We start from the raw sequence: 14,526 nt of genomic DNA, 5'->3' as shown, positions 1-14,526 counted from the left end.
GCGGCCGGTGCTTCTGTCGGGAGGACGAAGCTCCGGTCGCGGCGACCCCGACGGGTCCCGGTATCCGTTATGAGTGTTTTATGAGGTGCGAGCGTCAATTGAAGATGCTGACACCACCCGGGCCGACCAGCAGGCCGACGACGATGAGGACGATGCCCCACAGGATCTGCCGACGGAACAGCGCGAGGATGCCGGCGACCACGAGTACGACTGCGAGAATCCAGAGAATCAGCTCCATGACCGCTGAATACCCGACCCTCCGATCGGGGAAACCTGGTCCGTGTCGAGTTGATCCCCGACATGAAAGACGCTGTACGCCTGCTTGATCACCGGGTGCGCCACGTTGCGGACGCGTACCCCTCCCGGTGTCATGCCCCGCTCGGTGCCGGCGTGCGCGTGCCCGTGCAGGGCCAGGGCGGTCGGTGCCGAGTCGATCGCCTGCCCCAACTGGTACGACCCCAGGAACGGATAGATCTCCAGCGGCTCGCCGACCAGCGTGTCGGGGACCGGAGCGTAGTGCGTGAGCGCGACGAGCATGTCGCAGTCCAGTGAGCGCAGGGCCTCGCCCAGCCGGTCCGCGCTCTCGTTGGTGGTCCGGACGAACGCCTTCATCTCCGGCTCGCCGAAGTCGCTCGCGCACCGGCCGGCGAACCCGCCGCCGAAGCCCTTGACCCCGGCGATGCCGAGCCGGCCGCCCGCGCAGTCCAGGACGACGCCGGTGCCCTCCAGCACGGTGATGCCCGCGTCCTCGAGCACCTTCACGACCTGTGGCACCTGATCACACTGGTGGTCGTGGTTGCCCAGAACGGTGACCACCGGTACGGCCAGCCCGCCGAACTCCTGCGCCACGCAGCGCGCCTCGGCCTCGGTGCCGTGCCGGGTCAGGTCGCCGGCAAGCAGCAGCACGTCGGCGCACTCCGGCAGCTCCTCCAGCGCCGGGCGGAACCGGCCGACCACGTCCTCGTCCAGATGCACGTCGCCCACGGCGGCGATCCGGATCACCATGAAACCTCCCTCAGGGCAGTTGCTCGATCTCCGTGGGCGCCTGGACGCGGATCACCCCGATGTCGCTGGTGATCGGCACGTCCGGGAAGCGCTCGGACACGAGACGCAGGATCTCCTCCCGGCGGTGCGCGCTCTCCACCTCGCCGTGGAGCACGAGGACGTCATCGCGTCGGACGACGGTGATGCCCTGTTCGGCGACGGCCGGATCCTCGGTGAGCGACCGTTGGATCTCCGCTTCGACGTACTCGTCGGGTGGCGCCGCGCCACCGGCCTGATCGTTCGTCACGGTGTCTCCTCTCCTGCCGGGGTGCCGGGCTCCGGCACCACCTCCAGCCGGTCCAGCAACACCAGGAACGCCTCGGCGTACGGCGAGTGCTGCGTCTCCTTGCGTACCCGTTCCCAGTCGATCTGCTCCCGCAGCGACCGGGCCAGCGGCAGACCGCGGGCGAAGTCGCAGTAGTGCTGGGAGAAGCTCAGCAGCTTGTGCACCATGAGCTGGGTGGCGGACAGGACCGGCATGTGGATGGCGTCCACCGGCCGTACGACGGTGTCGGCGAACGTCTCCTCGGTCACCGGCGTCTCGATGGGCCGGTGGATCAGGTCCACCATCCGCTCCTCGTCGAAGACCTTGACGAGCCAGTCCTCCGGCGGTCGCTCGGCGCGGAAGCCGGCGGCGACCAGCGCCTCCAGCGACCTCTCGACGTCGGCCTCGCGGATGAGGAAGTCGACGTCGTGGTCACTGGAGTGGCCGCCGTGGGCGTAGACGGCGAAGCTGCCGCCCAGGGCGAACGGAATCTCGGACTGCTTGAGCACGGCGGCGACCTTCTTCAGGGTGTGCACCAGACTCTCGTCCCCGCGCTCAGCCATCTGGATCTCCCGTCGGTCGTGTTGGTGGACAGGCGGTTGGATTCGAACCCGGTACCCGGCATTCCGGTCGCCCACACCTGTCCCGGTCGTGGTCGGGTGCCAACCGGAACAAACGGGTATAAAGATCACAGTAGGCCGGCGTGGGTCGGATAACCTTTCGAGGGTGGCCAGACCATCGGGGACGCGACGCCGCAAGGCCCGGTTGCGCACCGTCGCTCTGATCGGCATCGACGGCTCGGGCAAGACCACGCAGGCACACCGACTGGCGGACGCGCTCAACGCCGCAGGCCGCCCCGCCACGTACCGCCGCAACGCCAGTGGACGCCGCTGGCTCGGGCGGCTCGCCCATCGTCTCGGCCGTCCGGACGCGCAACGCCTCGTCGGGCGCGACGGCGTCCTCGCCGTGGAGTCCGTACTGCGCTGGCTGGCCATCGCCGCAGCCCTGCTCAGTTGCGTGCTCACCGGCCGGACGGCCGTGATGGATCGCTACTCGGCCTGTCAGTACGCCAGCATCCGCGCCCACGGCGGGCACCGCTGGGAACGACTGGCGCGGGCCGGCTACCGACTGTTCCCGACGCCGCAGGTGACCTTCCTGCTCGCCGTCGACCCGGCGGAGGCGTACCGGCGCATCGAGGAGCGGGGCACCGACCACGAGTCGATGGGCTGGCTGACCGCGGCGGACACCGCCTACCGGACGCTGCCCGAGTACCCGAGCTTCGTACTCGTCGACGCGGGCCGTCCGGCCGAGGAGGTGACCGAGCAGATCCAGGCCCACCTGTCGTCCTGGCTACCGTCGGACCTCCCGCCGGACCCGGCGCGGCCGTCGACCGGGATGCCACCCACGCCGGATCTTCCCGGGCCCGGCGACGTGCCGCTGCTGGTTCAGGCGCGTCCGTAGACCGGGACGGTGGCTCCGCTGGTCGGTGCCGAGTCCGGCGAGGCGAGGAAACGGATCACCGGCGCGATCTCGGCCGGGGTCACCCAGCGCGAGTGGTCGGCGTCGGGCTGCGCGACCCGGTTCGCCGGAGTGTCGATGACGCTGGGCAGCACGGTGTTGCAGCGGACCCCGCGGGAGCGGTACTCCACCGCGACGGCGTTGGCGAAGGCCAGCACCGCCGCCTTGGCCGTGACGTAACCGGCGGCCCCGGCGAACGGGCTGACCGCCGCGCGGGCGGAGACGCACACCACGGCGCCGCCTCCGGCCGCCACCAGGTGCGGCAGCGCGGCCTGCGTGACCAGGTACGTGGGGCGCAGGTTGACGGTCAGCATCCGCTCGAAATCCTCGACTGGTGTCTCGTGCACCAGGCCACCGCTGGCGTACCCGCCGACCAGGTTCACCACCGCCCGCAGCGGCGCCGCCGGCTCACCGGCGGCGGCCTCGACCACGCGCGCCACGTCCGCCGGCTCGGTCAGGTCCGCGCTGAGCGAGACCAGCCCGTCCGCCGCCGGCTCCGACCCGACGGGCCCACCCCTTCGTGGTACGACCACCCGCCAGCCCGCCTCGACAAAGGAGGCGACGACCGCGCCGCCCAACCCGCCGCCACCGCCGGTGACCACCACACTCCGCCCCACCATGCCCAAAACGCTAACCCCCGCTCCCGCCCCAGTCCCGGCCCCACCCCACATACCTCGTTGATCATGAAGTTGTTGCCACGACACGCCGATCCGGAGGGCGACAACTTCATGATCGACGAGCCGGCGGTCGGGCTTGTCTGCCCAGAGCAGAGGCATGGGGCCTTTCGGGGTGGGGTGGCGCAGGATCGGGAAATGGCGCGGATTCTTGTTCTCGGAGGTACTCGATTTCTCGGTCGGGCTCTGGCTCGGCTCGCCGTCGCGCGGGGGCACGAGGTGGTCTGCGCGGCGCGGGGCGTGTCCGGCGCCGTACCGGAGGGCGCGCGACTGGTGTCGGTGGACCGCGACGACCCGGCGGCGCTGACGCCGCTCGCCCGCGGGGGTTTCGACGCGGTCGTGGACGTGACCCGTCAGGTCGACCACGCCCGGCACGCCCTCGATGCGCTGGCCGACCACGTCGGTCACTGGTCGTTGGTGTCGACGGTGTCGGTGTACGCGGACAACACGACCCCGGGTCAATCGGCGGCGGACGCGCCGGTGCTGCCACCCCCTCCGTCGGGCGTGGAGGCACCGGACCCGGATTTCCGCTGGTACGGCGAGTGCAAGGTCGCCATCGAGCGGCTGGTGCGCGAGCGGGTGGGCGCGGACAGGTCGTTCATCTGCCGGGCCGGGCTGATCGTCGGCCCGGAGGATTCGAGCGACCGCTTCCCGTACTGGGTGCGCCGGTTGGCGGCCGGCGGGGAGGTGCTGGCGCCGGGGGAGCCGACCGACCGGGTGCAGTTCGTGGACGTCGAGGATCTGGCCAGCTGGTTGCTGAACGCCGCCGGCACCCGGCTCAGCGGCACGTACGACGGGACCGGGCCGACGATGTCCCGGGCGGAGATGCTGGCCGGGGTGGCCGCCGGTCTGGGTGTCGCCGATCCCCGTCTCACCTGGGTCGACCAGGACTTCCTGCACGCGCACGACGTACGCGAGTGGTCGGGGGAGCGCGCGCTGCCACTGTGGGTACGGCTGCCGGAGTCCGCCGGCCTGATGGACCGGGACGTCTCCGCGGCCCTGGCCGCGGGGTTGGTCGTCCGTCCGCTTGCCGACACCGTTCGGGCGACGGCCTCCTGGATGAGCGCCCATCCGGGCGACGTACGGCAGGGTGGACTCGACCCGGCGGATGAGGCGGCGATACTGGGTACGTGGCACGCTGTGCGAACGGCGTGATCCGGATCGTCGACACTTTCCCACCACAGACGGTGATGGTTGACGCTCACGCTTGGTGAAAGTAAGTTTCACCCGTGGCGAAGAGTCCGAAGCTTTCTGCGAGTCACGAGCCCGGTGGGCTGATCGTCCACATCAGCGGGCTTCTGCCGTCGCTGTCGCCCGCCGAGCAGCGGGTCGCCCGGCTGGTCGTTTCCGACCCGGCCGCCGCCGCTCGGAGGACCATCACCGACCTCGCCACCGCAGCGGAGACCTCCGAGGCGACCGTCATCCGGTTCTGCCGGTCGGTCGGAATGGACGGCTACCCGCAGCTGCGCATCCGGCTCGCCGCCGAGGCCGCCCGTCGCGTCGAACCTCCGGACGCGCGGGTCGTCGGCGGTGACATCCCGCCCGGCGCCGATCTCGCCCAGATCATCGCCACCATCGCATTCAACGACGCCCGAGCTGTCGAGGAGACCGCCGAACAGCTCGACCCGGCCGTCTGCGAGCAGGTCGTCGAGGCGATCGCCGGCGCTGGCCGGATCGACATCTACGGCGCCGGGGCCAGTGGGTTCGTCGCCTCGGACTTCCAGCAGAAGCTGCACCGCATCGGCCGGGTCGCCTTCTACTTCCCGGACGTGCACACCGCGCTGACCTCGGCCGCCCTGCTCGGTCGCGGCGACGTGGCGATCGGCATCTCGCACACCGGCACCACCTCGGACGTGATCGAGGTGTTGGAGCAGGCCCGGACGCGCGGCGCGAGCACCGTTGCGCTGACCAACTTCCCGCGTTCGCCGATCACCGAGGTCGCCGATTTCGTCCTGACGACCGCTGCCCGCGAGACGACCTACCGCTCGGGCGCCACAGCCAGCCGTCTGGCGCAGCTCACCGTCGTGGACTGCCTCTTCGTCGGGGTGGCCGCCCGCAACCGGTCCCGCGCCCGCAAGGCCCTCGAGGCGACCGCCGAGGCGGTCCAGTCGCACCGGGTGGGCGCGAGCCGGAGGCGGGCATGACGCCCGGCTCGGTCGAGCCGGACAGGGATGTGCCAGCACCACCCACCCGCCCGACGGTCCGGGTGGCCGCGCCCACCGAACGGCGTAACCCACTCAGCGCCGACCTCGACCTGATGTCGACCCGGGACGTTCTCACCGTGATCAACGACGCCGATCGACGAGTGCCGGCGGCGGTGGCCGCGGTGCTCGACGAGATCGCCGCCACGGTCGACCTGGCCGTCGCGGCGCTGCGCGGGGGCCACCGGGTGCACTACTTCGGGGCCGGCACCTCCGGCCGGCTGGGCGTGCTCGACGCCGCCGAACTGGCGCCCACCTTCAACTCGCCCCGGGACTGGTTCTGCGCCCACCTCGCTGGCGGCCCGGACGCCATGCTGCGCGCCGTGGAGGACGCCGAGGACGACGACCGGGGCGGCGCGCTCGAAGCGGCCGGATGTGTGCGTGCCGGTGACCTCGTGGTCGGTCTGGCGGCCAGCGGACGCACCCCGTACGTCCTCGGTGCGCTCGCCGCGTCCCGCGCCACGGGCGCCTCGACGGTGCTGCTCTGCGCCAATCCGGAGGCGGAGGCTGCCCGGTCGGTCGACGTGTTCATCGGGGTGGACACCGGACCGGAGGTGGTCACCGGGTCGACCCGGATGAAGGCGGGCACCGCGCAGAAGTTGGTGCTGAACGCGTTCTCGACCGCCGTCATGGTGCGCCTGGGCCGGGTCTACTCGAACCTCATGATCGATATGGTTGCCACCAACGCCAAGCTTCGGGGCCGAATGATCTCGATCCTGGTCGAGGCGACAGGGTGCTCCGAGGAGGTCTCCCGGCGAGCCCTCGGCGAGGCCGACGGCGACCTGAAGACGGCGCTCGTCACCCTTGTCTCCGGTGCCGAGGTGGCCGCCGCGCGGGCCGCCCTCGCCCGCTCCGCCGACCAGGTACGCGGCGCCCTCGCCCTGCTCGACTCCTGAGCCCAGCCCACCCGGGAAGCGAACGGGGCCCCGGATTGTTCATCGGGGCGGAGGGTAATAACACCCTCGTGGATGAACCGACCGGTCCGGCGCTGCGTATCTGGCAGTGACCAGGATCGCAGCCAGGTGGTGACCCGGGTCGCTGTGCAAGTGCGGCGGGCGGTGTTGCCTATGGTGCGAGCGATCGGTGTTTCGTCGATCCACCAGCCTGTTCGAGGTGCCCAGCGGCGCGCCACCCGACGGGTGCTGACAGCAAACATGGACCGTGCTCTCAGCAACTACTCAGGCATTCGTGACACTTTCGACTCACGAAATGGAATCCCCGACACGTCTCATCTGTTGTGTAGGTGTCAGCACCGGTGGGCACAGCAGAAGTTACCAGGGGCTGACCGACGTGGGGAATGGCAAGGAACCGGGCAACCGGCGCGAGCGAGGGGACCGTGGGCAACGTGGACAAGAACATTGGCATGCGAACCGACGAGGTCGCCGAGGAGCGTGACCTGGTCGGCGTCTACCTGCACGAGATCTCCCGGACGCCACTGCTGGACGCCGCCAAGGAGGTCGATCTCTCCAAGGCGATCGAGGCGGGCCTCTACGCCGAGCACCTGCTCGGCGAGGATGCCGTTCCCGAGGGTGTCGACCGGGCCGACCTGGATCGGCTGGTCGCCGAGGGTGAGCGCGCGAAGGACCTCTTCATCCGCGCCAACCTGCGACTGGTCGTGTCGATCGCCCGCCGCTACGTACGCTCCGGGATGCCCATGCTGGACCTGATCCAGGAGGGCAACACCGGCCTCGTCCGGGCGGTCGAGAAGTTCGACTACGAGCGTGGCTACAAGTTCTCCACCTACGCCACCTGGTGGATCCGCCAGGCCATCAGCCGGGCGATCGCCCAGCAGGAGCGCACCGTCCGTCTGCCGGTGCACCTGGTGGAGGACGTCAACCGGATGCGCAACGTGACCCGGCAGCTCACCCGTGAGCTGGGCAGCGACCCCGAGCCGGAGCAGATCGCGGCCTCGCTCGGCGTCACCGTCGAGCGGGTCAACGAGCTGCGCCGCTGGTCGCAGGACACGGTCTCGCTGGACACCCCGGTGGGCGACGACGGCGACACCAACCTCGGTGACCTGGTCGCCGACAGCGACGCGCCGTCCCCGGAGGACATCGTCCTCAGCGGTCTGGAGCGGCAGCGCATCGAAGGGCTGCTCAACCACCTCGACGACCGGTCGGCCGGCATCATGCGGGCCCGCTACGGTCTCGAGGACGGCCGCGAGCACTCGCTGACCGAGGTGGCTTCGCGCTTCTCGCTGTCCCGCGAGCGCATCCGGCAGCTCGAGATCCAGGCCCTCGGTCGGCTCCGCGAGCTGGCCCGGGCCGAGGGGTTGCAGGCAGCCTGACCTGGTAGTAATGACGGCGAACGGCCGGCGTCCGATAGGGGGACGCCGGCCGTTCGCCGTTTCGGGTCGGGCTAGCGGACCCGGCCGTACCCATGGATCGACATCATGTTCATGCCGCGCTTGAGCACGTTGCGACCGGCGCTCGGCGCGTCGATCACCTGTCCGTCGCCCACGTAGAGGGCGACGTGCCCGAGACCGCTGTAGAAGACCAGGTCTCCCGGGCGAAGGTCTCCTCGACCGATGTGCGCGACCGCGCCCCACTGCATCCGCGCGCTGTGCGGCAGCGACCGTCCGGCCGCCCGCCAGGCCGCCAGGGTGAGCCCGGAGCAGTCGTAGCCACCCGGCCCCTCGCCCGCCCAGACGTACGGCTTGCCGATCGCGCCGAAGGCGTACCGCACCGCCGTGCCGGCGTCTCCGGCGACCGCCGGTACGTTCCGGGCCTCGGCCTGCGCCGCCTTGGGCGCGGGGCGCTCGGTGGCCGCCCCGTACGCCTGTCGGCGCAGCTCGTACAGCTCGGCCAGGTCCTTCTCGATGCGCGTCCTGCCCGCCGCCAGCTCGCGGGCCTGCGCGGCCTGCCGGGCCAGCGTGGCGTCCAGCCGCTTCTTCTCGTCGAGCAGCCGCCGTTGCGTGTCGGTGAAGCCGGAGATGCGCTCCTGGCGTTGGCGGGTCAGCTGGTCGAGGGTGCCGAGCCGGTCCAGCAGGGCGGTGGAGCCGCCGGGCCGGAGCAACGCGTCGGCGGTACGCAGGCCACCGCTCTTGTACGCGCTGTTGGCGAGTGCGGCGACGTCCTTCCGGCTCTGCTCGGCCTGCTCTTCGAGCGGGCCGATGCGGGCCTGTAATCGGGCCACCGCGGCTTTGTTGACCTTGATGTCCTCCGTGAGCTTGTTGTACGACTCCACGACCCGCTCCAACTCGGTCGAGGACGTCTCGATCCGGCGGGTCAGGTCGGCGGGAGACGGCTCGGCGTGCGCCGCCGCCGTCGGGGCGATCAGAGCGGCCGACAGGCCGACCAGCGCCACGGTACGCAGCAGGGTTCTCAGGGATGACAAGAGCGAGAGGCTCCTCTCCCACGGTCGCCGACGGGGCTGCTGACGCCCTCGGCGACACCGGCCGGGGTCGTCCGGGTGGACGGCACTGGGCCGGACCGGCCTGCCCAACCTAACCCGGGACGGTTGTGCTGCGCAGTTGAAGCAGGGGCGAATGTTGACCAAGTGGCAGGAAGTGAGGGTGGGGAGCCACGGCCCCAACGGGGCCGCCGACACGGGGGTGAGGCCGTTGCCGTGCCTTTTTCACAAACTTTTGACCGAAATGCGACTTTCGTCGTTCCCGGCGTATGCCGCCGGTTAACAGCGCGCCATACCGGATAAAAGCTGAAATGGATGCTGTTTCGCGACGATGTCGCCCGGACGGGTGGGCGGTCCGCTCCCGGTAAATGCCCAGGTGGGGTGGCGGTGCCCCAACACAATGGAGCCCGGAGCCGGGAATCCCGTCATCGGACACCCACACCGGTGGTCACGGAGCCCGACCCGACAGACCGCACCCGCGGGAGGAACCGTGAATCGTGAAGGCGCAACGACGCGACCGCAGCGAACGGTGCCCGGTGCCAGGTCCACGCTGCTCTACGCGCGACCCGGCATCATCGTGACCGTCGACCGGTTCACCGTCGGCCGCACCAGCTACCGCGTCCCCGACCTGACCCACCTGCGTACCACCCGAGGCCCGCACGACCGGATCGCCGTCCGGGCCGTCGTGACCACCGCCTCCATGATCGGCGTGGTCGGCCTGCTCCTCGGCTTCAGCGGCGGACTGCAGCGGCTGACCGCCGAGGCGTACCTCATCCTCGGAGCGGTCCTCCTGCTGCCGGCCGCGCTCGCCCTGGTCGGCGACCGCTGGCGGCCACCGCCGTACGAGCTGTGGGGCTGGCACCGGGGTGCGGAGGTGCTGCTCTTCAGCGCCGATGACGAGCGGCAGTTCGGCCAGGTCACCCGGGCGTTGCTGCGCGCGCGGGAGGTCAACCGGTACGGCGGTTGGGTCGACCCGCTCGCCTCCACCGACCCCTGGCGGCCGAACCGCTGACGGTCCGAGCCAGCGGCGGGTTCAGCCGGCGACCGGCTCCGGCGTACGGGTGGCGGGCCGGTCGAGCCAGGCGGTGACGCGACGTTCGGCGTAGAACGAGACGAACGGCACGGTGCCGGCCAGCATCACCAGGAGCATCCGCTTCAGCGGCCAGTCGGCCCGGCGGCTGAGGTCGAACGCGGCCACCAGGTAGATCATGTAGAGGAAGCCGTGCGCCGGGCCGACCGTCTCCACCACCGTCGGGTTGTCGAACGCGTACTTCAGCGGCATCCCGATCACGACCAGCAGGATCAGCACCACGCCCACGATCCAGGCGATCACGCGGTACCGGGTAAGGGCTGCGCCCACCTTCGTCCGTCCTTCCGAGCCCCGGCTCAGCCGGGATAGTCACCGGGCCGGGCGCCCGGATTGGCGTTCAACCATGACAGGTAGTCGTTGTAGGCGGCCAGGGCAGCGTCGTCACCGGGCGTCGCGTTGACCGGCGTCCTCGTCACCCGCACCGGTCGGCGTACCGCCGGTCGGGAGTCGGCGCTCGCGGCCGGAACCGGCTCGTCGGCCGGTGCGCCGGGAGACGCCGTGAAGCCCTGTGCGGCGCGGCGGGCCAGCCGTACCTCGCGCCACCAGACGTACACCACGAAGCCGGCGAAGATCGGCCACTCGACGGCGTACCCCCAGCTGAGGTTGTTGCCGGCGGTTGCCCGGCTGATCTGCCACCAGCCCAGCCCGAGGAAGCTCCCGACCAGCACGACCATGGCCACGTGACGTGCGATCCACGCCGGGGTCCAGAGCCACCTCATGGCGTCGAGGGTACCGGGAACGCCGGCGCTCTCCGACGCGGTGTCGTAGCTGGCGAGTGGGCGGGATGGTTTGGCGTCACCCGGTGTGGGCATCCGTCTAGACGCCAGCCCAAACGAGACCAGGGGGGCGATGATGACCGGATCGGTACGCGAGGACGGCTTTGCGTCCAGCGGCGGTACGGAGATGAGCCCGGAGCAGCGGGTGCCCGAGTGGGGCGGCGACCACCTCGCCGACCCGGCGGGCGCCGAACTCGACGGCGACGCGGTCGGCGCCGAATTCGACGACGATGCGGTCGGGATCGACCCGACGGAGCTGACCGACGACGATCTGATCCGCGAGATGCACAGCCTGCACCGCACCCGGCTGGACACGCTGCGGCACGCGGCGGACTCCGCGCTCGCGAACCACCTGCGGCGTACCGCCGAGTTGGAGACCGAGTACCTGGCCCGCCACCCCGGCCGGGAGGTCGACCCGAGCCGCCTGCGGGACGCCTGATGGCGGCGCGAGCCGTGCGGGGCATGTCCGCGCCGCCCGAGGTCGTCTTCAACACGGCCACCGACCCGGCTCGGGCCTCGGCCTGGTTGCCGGCGCCGCTGCGCACCGACGGAAGCCCTCCGGCCGAGGTCAGCGGTGAGGAACTGCGGGCCCGCTGGGGGGACGCCGACTGGGCGGCCGAGATCCGGGTGGATCCGGCCGACTCCGGCGGCGCGCGGATCCAGCTCGACCTGACCGACGGCTCCGGCACCGACCCGGACCAGTTGGCCGACGAGGCGCTGACCAACCTCGTCCGCGAGGTCGCCGACAACCTTCAGGCCGGCTGAGACACGCCGGCCGCTCGGACCCTTCGCACCACGACGACATGGAAGGAGACCGGTGACCGACACTGGCCTGCGACAGAGGGTGGCGCGGCTGCGCCGGGCGTACGCGCCACACGAGCATCGACCGCTCGGCGGCTACCTGGCGGCGATGGGCACCTACGCGGGCGTCACCGGAGCGCTCGCCGGCCTGGTCAAGGTGACCGGCCGGCCGGTGCCCGAGCGTCCCGCCGTCGCCGACGTGGTGCTGCTCTCCATCGCCACGCACAAGCTCAGCCGGCTGCTGTCCAAGGACGCCGTGACCAGCCCGCTACGGGCCCCGTTCACCCGCTACGACCGGCCGATCGGCAGCGGCGAGGTGATGGAACAGGTCCGCGACTCCGGCAGCTCCACCCGGCACGCCATCGGTGAGCTGCTGAGCTGCCCGTTCTGCCTGGCCGTCTGGGTGGCCACGGGGCTCACCGGAGGACTGGTGCTCGCCCCCCGGCTGACGCGTCTGGTGGCGACCGCGCTCACCGCCGTGGCCGCGTCCGACTTCCTCCAGATGGCGTACGCCTCGGCGCAGCAGGCCGCCGAGGGCGGACACGACGACGACTGAACCGACGACGGGCACAACACGACGGGGGCCGGCGAATTCGCCGGCCCCCGTTGTCGTACACGCGTCAACGCTGCATGCCGGACCAGCCGTGCGGCGACTCCGGCTCGCGTTCGTCCTCGTCCGCGCCCGTGATGATGTCGCGGTCCACCGCCGTGCGGTCGTGCTCGTTGGCGAAGTCCGGCTCGGGCGTGGTGTCCCTGCCCTCCGGTGGCTGGCCCAGCGCCGGGACCTTCTCGTCGTGGTCCTCGTGGTGCGTCATGGTGTGTCGTCCCTTCGCGTCGCTGGGCTCGCTGGCTGCGCTCGTTCCGCTCACCCGACGTTGCCACCCAGCAGGTCGCTGGCCTCGTCCACCGCGTACTCGCCCTCGGGCAGCGCGTCGATGCGGGCGAGCAGGTCCGGCGGGAGTTCGGCGGCGACGGCCCGGCGATAGATCTCGCCCTGGGTGATGCGCTCCTGCCCCCGGTACATGTCGTCGAGCAGGTCGTCGAGGGGGCGGGTGTCCGGCTCGTCGGTCACGGATGCGTCGTCGGTCACACCGATCAGCTACCCGGGCCGGAATCGGTCAAACGTCACGCCCGTGTCCCGGCCGCCGGTCGACGTCCAGGTCACGCCCGTGTCCCCGCCGCGGGTCACGTCCGGACAGACAGCGCCGCCCCCGGCCTCGTGAGCCGGGGGCGGCGCTGGTGTCGGTGTGTAGGTCGCCTCTCGGCGAGTGGCGCGACGCGGCTCCAGCCGAACGGTATTCCGCGAGGGCTGTTTAGGTGAGGCCCGGGGACACTGAGCACACCGACACCTCAGTTAACCAGGCCGCGCCCGCTCGTGTTCCGTGCACCGCAGTGCCGGCCGTCACACCCTGAGGGCATGTGTCAAAGGCCCTGGCCGGCCTGCTCGACCGAGGACTTCGACGCACGCCCTAGGCCGGGGTGGGCAGGGTGGCCCGGCGGGCGCGTACGGCGGTGGCCAGCGCGGCGAGCACCTCGGCGGTGTCGTCCCAGCCGAGGCAGGCGTCGGTCACCGAACGGCCGTACACCAGCTCGCGGGTGGGATCGAGGTCCTGCCGGCCGGGCAGGAGGAACGACTCCAGCATCACGCCGGTGATCCCGCGCTGGCCGGCGGCCAGTTGGGCGGCCACGTCGGCGGCGACCAGTGGCTGGTTGCGGTGGTCCTTGCCGCTGTTGGCGTGGCTGGCGTCGATCACCAGGCGCTCGGGCAGCCCGGCGGCCCGGAGGAGGTCGAGGGCTCCCGCCACCGATTCCGCGTCGTAGTTGGGTCGACCGCCGCCGCCGCGCAGCACCAGGTGACCGTCGGTGTTCCCCCGCGTGTGCATGATGGCGGGGGTGCCCGAGAAGTCGATGCCCGGGAAGACGTGCGGCACTCCGGCGGCGCGGATCGCGTCCACGGCCGTGCCGATGCTGCCGTCGGGGCGGTTCTTCATGCCGATCGGCATGGACAGGCCGGACGCGAGCTGCCGGTGCACCTGGCTCTCCACGGTCCGGGCGCCGATCGCGCCCCAGCCCACCGTGTCGGCGATGTACTGCGGGGTGATCGGGTCGAGGAACTCGCAGCCCACCGGCAGGCCGAGGCGCAGGACGTCGAGCAGCAGCGCCCGGGCCCGGCGCAGGCCGGTGTTGACGTCGCCGCTGCCGTCCAGCCCGGGGTCGTTGATCAGGCCCTTCCAACCGACCGTCGAGCGGGGTTTCTCGAAGTAGACCCGCATGACGATGAGCAGGTCGTCGGCGAGCCGGTCGGCGGCGGCGCGCAGACGCTCGGCGTACTCCAACGCGGCGGCCGGGTCGTGCACCGAGCACGGGCCGACGACCACCAGCAGGCGGTCGTCCTCGCGGTCGAGAACACGGCTCACCGCGCGGCGGTCGTTCAACACGGCCGCGGCGAGCGGGGCTTGAAGGGGCAACTCGTGGTGCAGCAGGGCGGGTGTGGTCAGCGGCACGACGCGGTCGATCCGCTGGTCGCTGACCCGATCGGTCTCCGGGGTCGTCACGGTGGCATCCTTTCGCCGACCGTGCCCGGGGCCGGTGCCCGGGACGAGCCGGCTGCTCGTACGCAGAGGGGCGGGAACGACAGCTCCTGCCCGGCCGGCTCGGTCCGTGGTGACGTCAGATCATGGTGAAGTCACCGGCGTGCGAGCCGGCTGCCTAAACCATCGATACGTCCTCATCACCCGGCCAGCCTACCCGACCCGGCGGGGCTCGCCGGCCCCTCGTCCCAGGATGCGGAGTGAACACCGCGTGT

General features: G+C 71.3%; 20 protein-coding genes. 9 read left to right on the top strand and 11 right to left on the bottom strand.

Translation table 11 applies throughout. The features are described 5' to 3' along the window. Positions 1-94: 94 nt before the first annotated feature. From ACQPZK_RS25655 to ACQPZK_RS25640, 4 genes are read right to left on the bottom strand one after another with little or no spacing between them, the layout of a single operon-like run. The gene (locus tag ACQPZK_RS25655; protein ID WP_007464364.1) at positions 95-238 is read right to left on the bottom strand and encodes a GPGG-motif small membrane protein; all 144 of its coding nucleotides are present in this window, start codon (positions 236-238) and stop codon (positions 95-97) included. Beyond that, positions 229-1,005 carry a metallophosphoesterase family protein gene (locus ACQPZK_RS25650; protein WP_433535400.1) on the bottom strand — a complete coding sequence of 259 codons (777 nt, stop codon included), beginning with the start codon at positions 1,003-1,005 and terminating at the stop codon, positions 229-231. Before ACQPZK_RS25650 ends, ACQPZK_RS25655 begins: the two co-directional genes overlap by 10 nt. Positions 1,006-1,015: 10 nt before the next feature. Next, on the bottom strand, positions 1,016-1,291 hold the full coding sequence (locus ACQPZK_RS25645; protein WP_433535399.1) for a hypothetical protein: 276 nt from the start codon (positions 1,289-1,291) through the stop codon (positions 1,016-1,018). Continuing rightward, positions 1,288-1,872: a nucleotidyltransferase gene (locus ACQPZK_RS25640; RefSeq protein ID WP_433459059.1), complete on the bottom strand. Its 585-nt coding sequence runs from the start codon at positions 1,870-1,872 to the stop codon at positions 1,288-1,290. Before ACQPZK_RS25640 ends, ACQPZK_RS25645 begins: the two co-directional genes overlap by 4 nt. 163 nt (positions 1,873-2,035) lie before the next feature. Between ACQPZK_RS25640 and ACQPZK_RS25635 the strand changes: the two genes are divergently transcribed. After that, positions 2,036-2,770, top strand: coding sequence for a dTMP kinase (locus ACQPZK_RS25635; RefSeq protein ID WP_433535398.1), 735 nt, complete (start codon positions 2,036-2,038; stop codon positions 2,768-2,770). Here the strand turns inward: ACQPZK_RS25635 and ACQPZK_RS25630 are convergent. Then, positions 2,755-3,447 carry an SDR family NAD(P)-dependent oxidoreductase gene (locus ACQPZK_RS25630; protein ID WP_433535397.1) on the bottom strand — a complete coding sequence of 231 codons (693 nt, stop codon included), beginning with the start codon at positions 3,445-3,447 and terminating at the stop codon, positions 2,755-2,757. The genes ACQPZK_RS25635 and ACQPZK_RS25630 overlap by 16 nt on opposite strands. 192 nt (positions 3,448-3,639) lie before the next feature. Between ACQPZK_RS25630 and ACQPZK_RS25625 the strand changes: the two genes are divergently transcribed. The 4 genes from ACQPZK_RS25625 to ACQPZK_RS25610 all read left to right on the top strand — a co-directional run bounded on the left by ACQPZK_RS25625 (position 3,640) and on the right by ACQPZK_RS25610 (position 7,989). Continuing rightward, a complete protein-coding gene (locus ACQPZK_RS25625; RefSeq protein WP_433535396.1) occupies positions 3,640-4,656 on the top strand; it encodes an NAD-dependent epimerase/dehydratase family protein in 1,017 nt (338 codons plus the stop codon). A 74-nt stretch (positions 4,657-4,730) separates the two neighbouring features. After that, positions 4,731-5,645, top strand: a complete 915-nt coding sequence (locus tag ACQPZK_RS25620) for a MurR/RpiR family transcriptional regulator (RefSeq protein ID WP_433535395.1) — start codon at positions 4,731-4,733, stop codon at positions 5,643-5,645. Next, positions 5,642-6,598: an N-acetylmuramic acid 6-phosphate etherase gene (gene murQ / locus ACQPZK_RS25615; protein WP_433535394.1), complete on the top strand. Its 957-nt coding sequence runs from the start codon at positions 5,642-5,644 to the stop codon at positions 6,596-6,598. The genes ACQPZK_RS25620 and murQ overlap by 4 nt, the downstream gene beginning before the upstream one ends. A 401-nt stretch (positions 6,599-6,999) precedes the next feature. After that, on the top strand, positions 7,000-7,989 hold the full coding sequence (locus ACQPZK_RS25610) for a sigma-70 family RNA polymerase sigma factor (RefSeq protein WP_433535393.1): 990 nt from the start codon (positions 7,000-7,002) through the stop codon (positions 7,987-7,989). A gap of 71 nt (positions 7,990-8,060) precedes the next feature. Here the strand turns inward: ACQPZK_RS25610 and ACQPZK_RS25605 are convergent, their stop codons facing one another. Next, positions 8,061-9,038: an NlpC/P60 family protein gene (locus tag ACQPZK_RS25605; protein WP_433535392.1), complete on the bottom strand. Its 978-nt coding sequence runs from the start codon at positions 9,036-9,038 to the stop codon at positions 8,061-8,063. A 544-nt stretch (positions 9,039-9,582) separates the two neighbouring features. Between ACQPZK_RS25605 and ACQPZK_RS25600 the strand changes: the two genes are divergently transcribed. Further along, positions 9,583-10,065, top strand: a complete 483-nt coding sequence (locus tag ACQPZK_RS25600) for a DUF6232 family protein (protein ID WP_433535391.1) — start codon at positions 9,583-9,585, stop codon at positions 10,063-10,065. A 21-nt stretch (positions 10,066-10,086) separates the two neighbouring features. Here ACQPZK_RS25600 and ACQPZK_RS25595 read toward each other — a convergent pair whose 3' ends face one another. After that, a complete protein-coding gene (locus ACQPZK_RS25595) occupies positions 10,087-10,413 on the bottom strand; it encodes a DUF3817 domain-containing protein (RefSeq protein ID WP_355052224.1) in 327 nt (108 codons plus the stop codon). A 26-nt stretch (positions 10,414-10,439) separates the two neighbouring features. Then, positions 10,440-10,862 carry a hypothetical protein gene (locus ACQPZK_RS25590; RefSeq protein ID WP_433535390.1) on the bottom strand — a complete coding sequence of 141 codons (423 nt, stop codon included), beginning with the start codon at positions 10,860-10,862 and terminating at the stop codon, positions 10,440-10,442. A 130-nt stretch (positions 10,863-10,992) separates the two neighbouring features. Here ACQPZK_RS25590 and ACQPZK_RS25585 point away from each other — a divergent pair, with 130 nt between their 5' ends. From ACQPZK_RS25585 to ACQPZK_RS25575, 3 genes are read left to right on the top strand one after another with little or no spacing between them, the layout of a single operon-like run. Next, positions 10,993-11,358, top strand: coding sequence for a DUF6158 family protein (locus ACQPZK_RS25585; RefSeq protein WP_433535389.1), 366 nt, complete (start codon positions 10,993-10,995; stop codon positions 11,356-11,358). After that, a complete protein-coding gene (locus tag ACQPZK_RS25580; protein ID WP_433535388.1) occupies positions 11,358-11,684 on the top strand; it encodes a hypothetical protein in 327 nt (108 codons plus the stop codon). The genes ACQPZK_RS25585 and ACQPZK_RS25580 overlap by 1 nt, the downstream gene beginning before the upstream one ends. A gap of 52 nt (positions 11,685-11,736) precedes the next feature. Beyond that, entirely contained in the window at positions 11,737-12,276 is a 540-nt protein-coding gene (locus ACQPZK_RS25575) for a DUF1360 domain-containing protein (RefSeq protein ID WP_433535387.1), read from the top strand. Between the two features lie 64 nt (positions 12,277-12,340). On the opposite strand, the gene ACQPZK_RS25570 is transcribed toward ACQPZK_RS25575, so the two are convergent. From ACQPZK_RS25570 to ACQPZK_RS25560, 3 genes are all read right to left on the bottom strand, one after another. Continuing rightward, entirely contained in the window at positions 12,341-12,535 is a 195-nt protein-coding gene (locus ACQPZK_RS25570; RefSeq protein ID WP_355052229.1) for a hypothetical protein, read from the bottom strand. A 50-nt stretch (positions 12,536-12,585) separates the two neighbouring features. Next, positions 12,586-12,819 carry a hypothetical protein gene (locus tag ACQPZK_RS25565; RefSeq protein ID WP_433539316.1) on the bottom strand — a complete coding sequence of 78 codons (234 nt, stop codon included), beginning with the start codon at positions 12,817-12,819 and terminating at the stop codon, positions 12,586-12,588. A 370-nt stretch (positions 12,820-13,189) separates the two neighbouring features. Continuing rightward, complete coding sequence (locus ACQPZK_RS25560; RefSeq protein WP_433535386.1) at positions 13,190-14,275, bottom strand: 3-deoxy-7-phosphoheptulonate synthase; 1,086 nt, start codon at positions 14,273-14,275, stop codon at positions 13,190-13,192. Positions 14,276-14,526 lie beyond the last annotated feature (251 nt).

The organism is Micromonospora sp. CA-249363, assembly GCF_050950185.1.
Taxonomy (GTDB): Bacteria; Actinomycetota; Actinomycetes; order Mycobacteriales; family Micromonosporaceae; genus Micromonospora.
The sequence above is the reverse complement of the archived record's forward strand: the minus strand, read 5'-3'. Positions and strand labels throughout refer to the sequence as shown.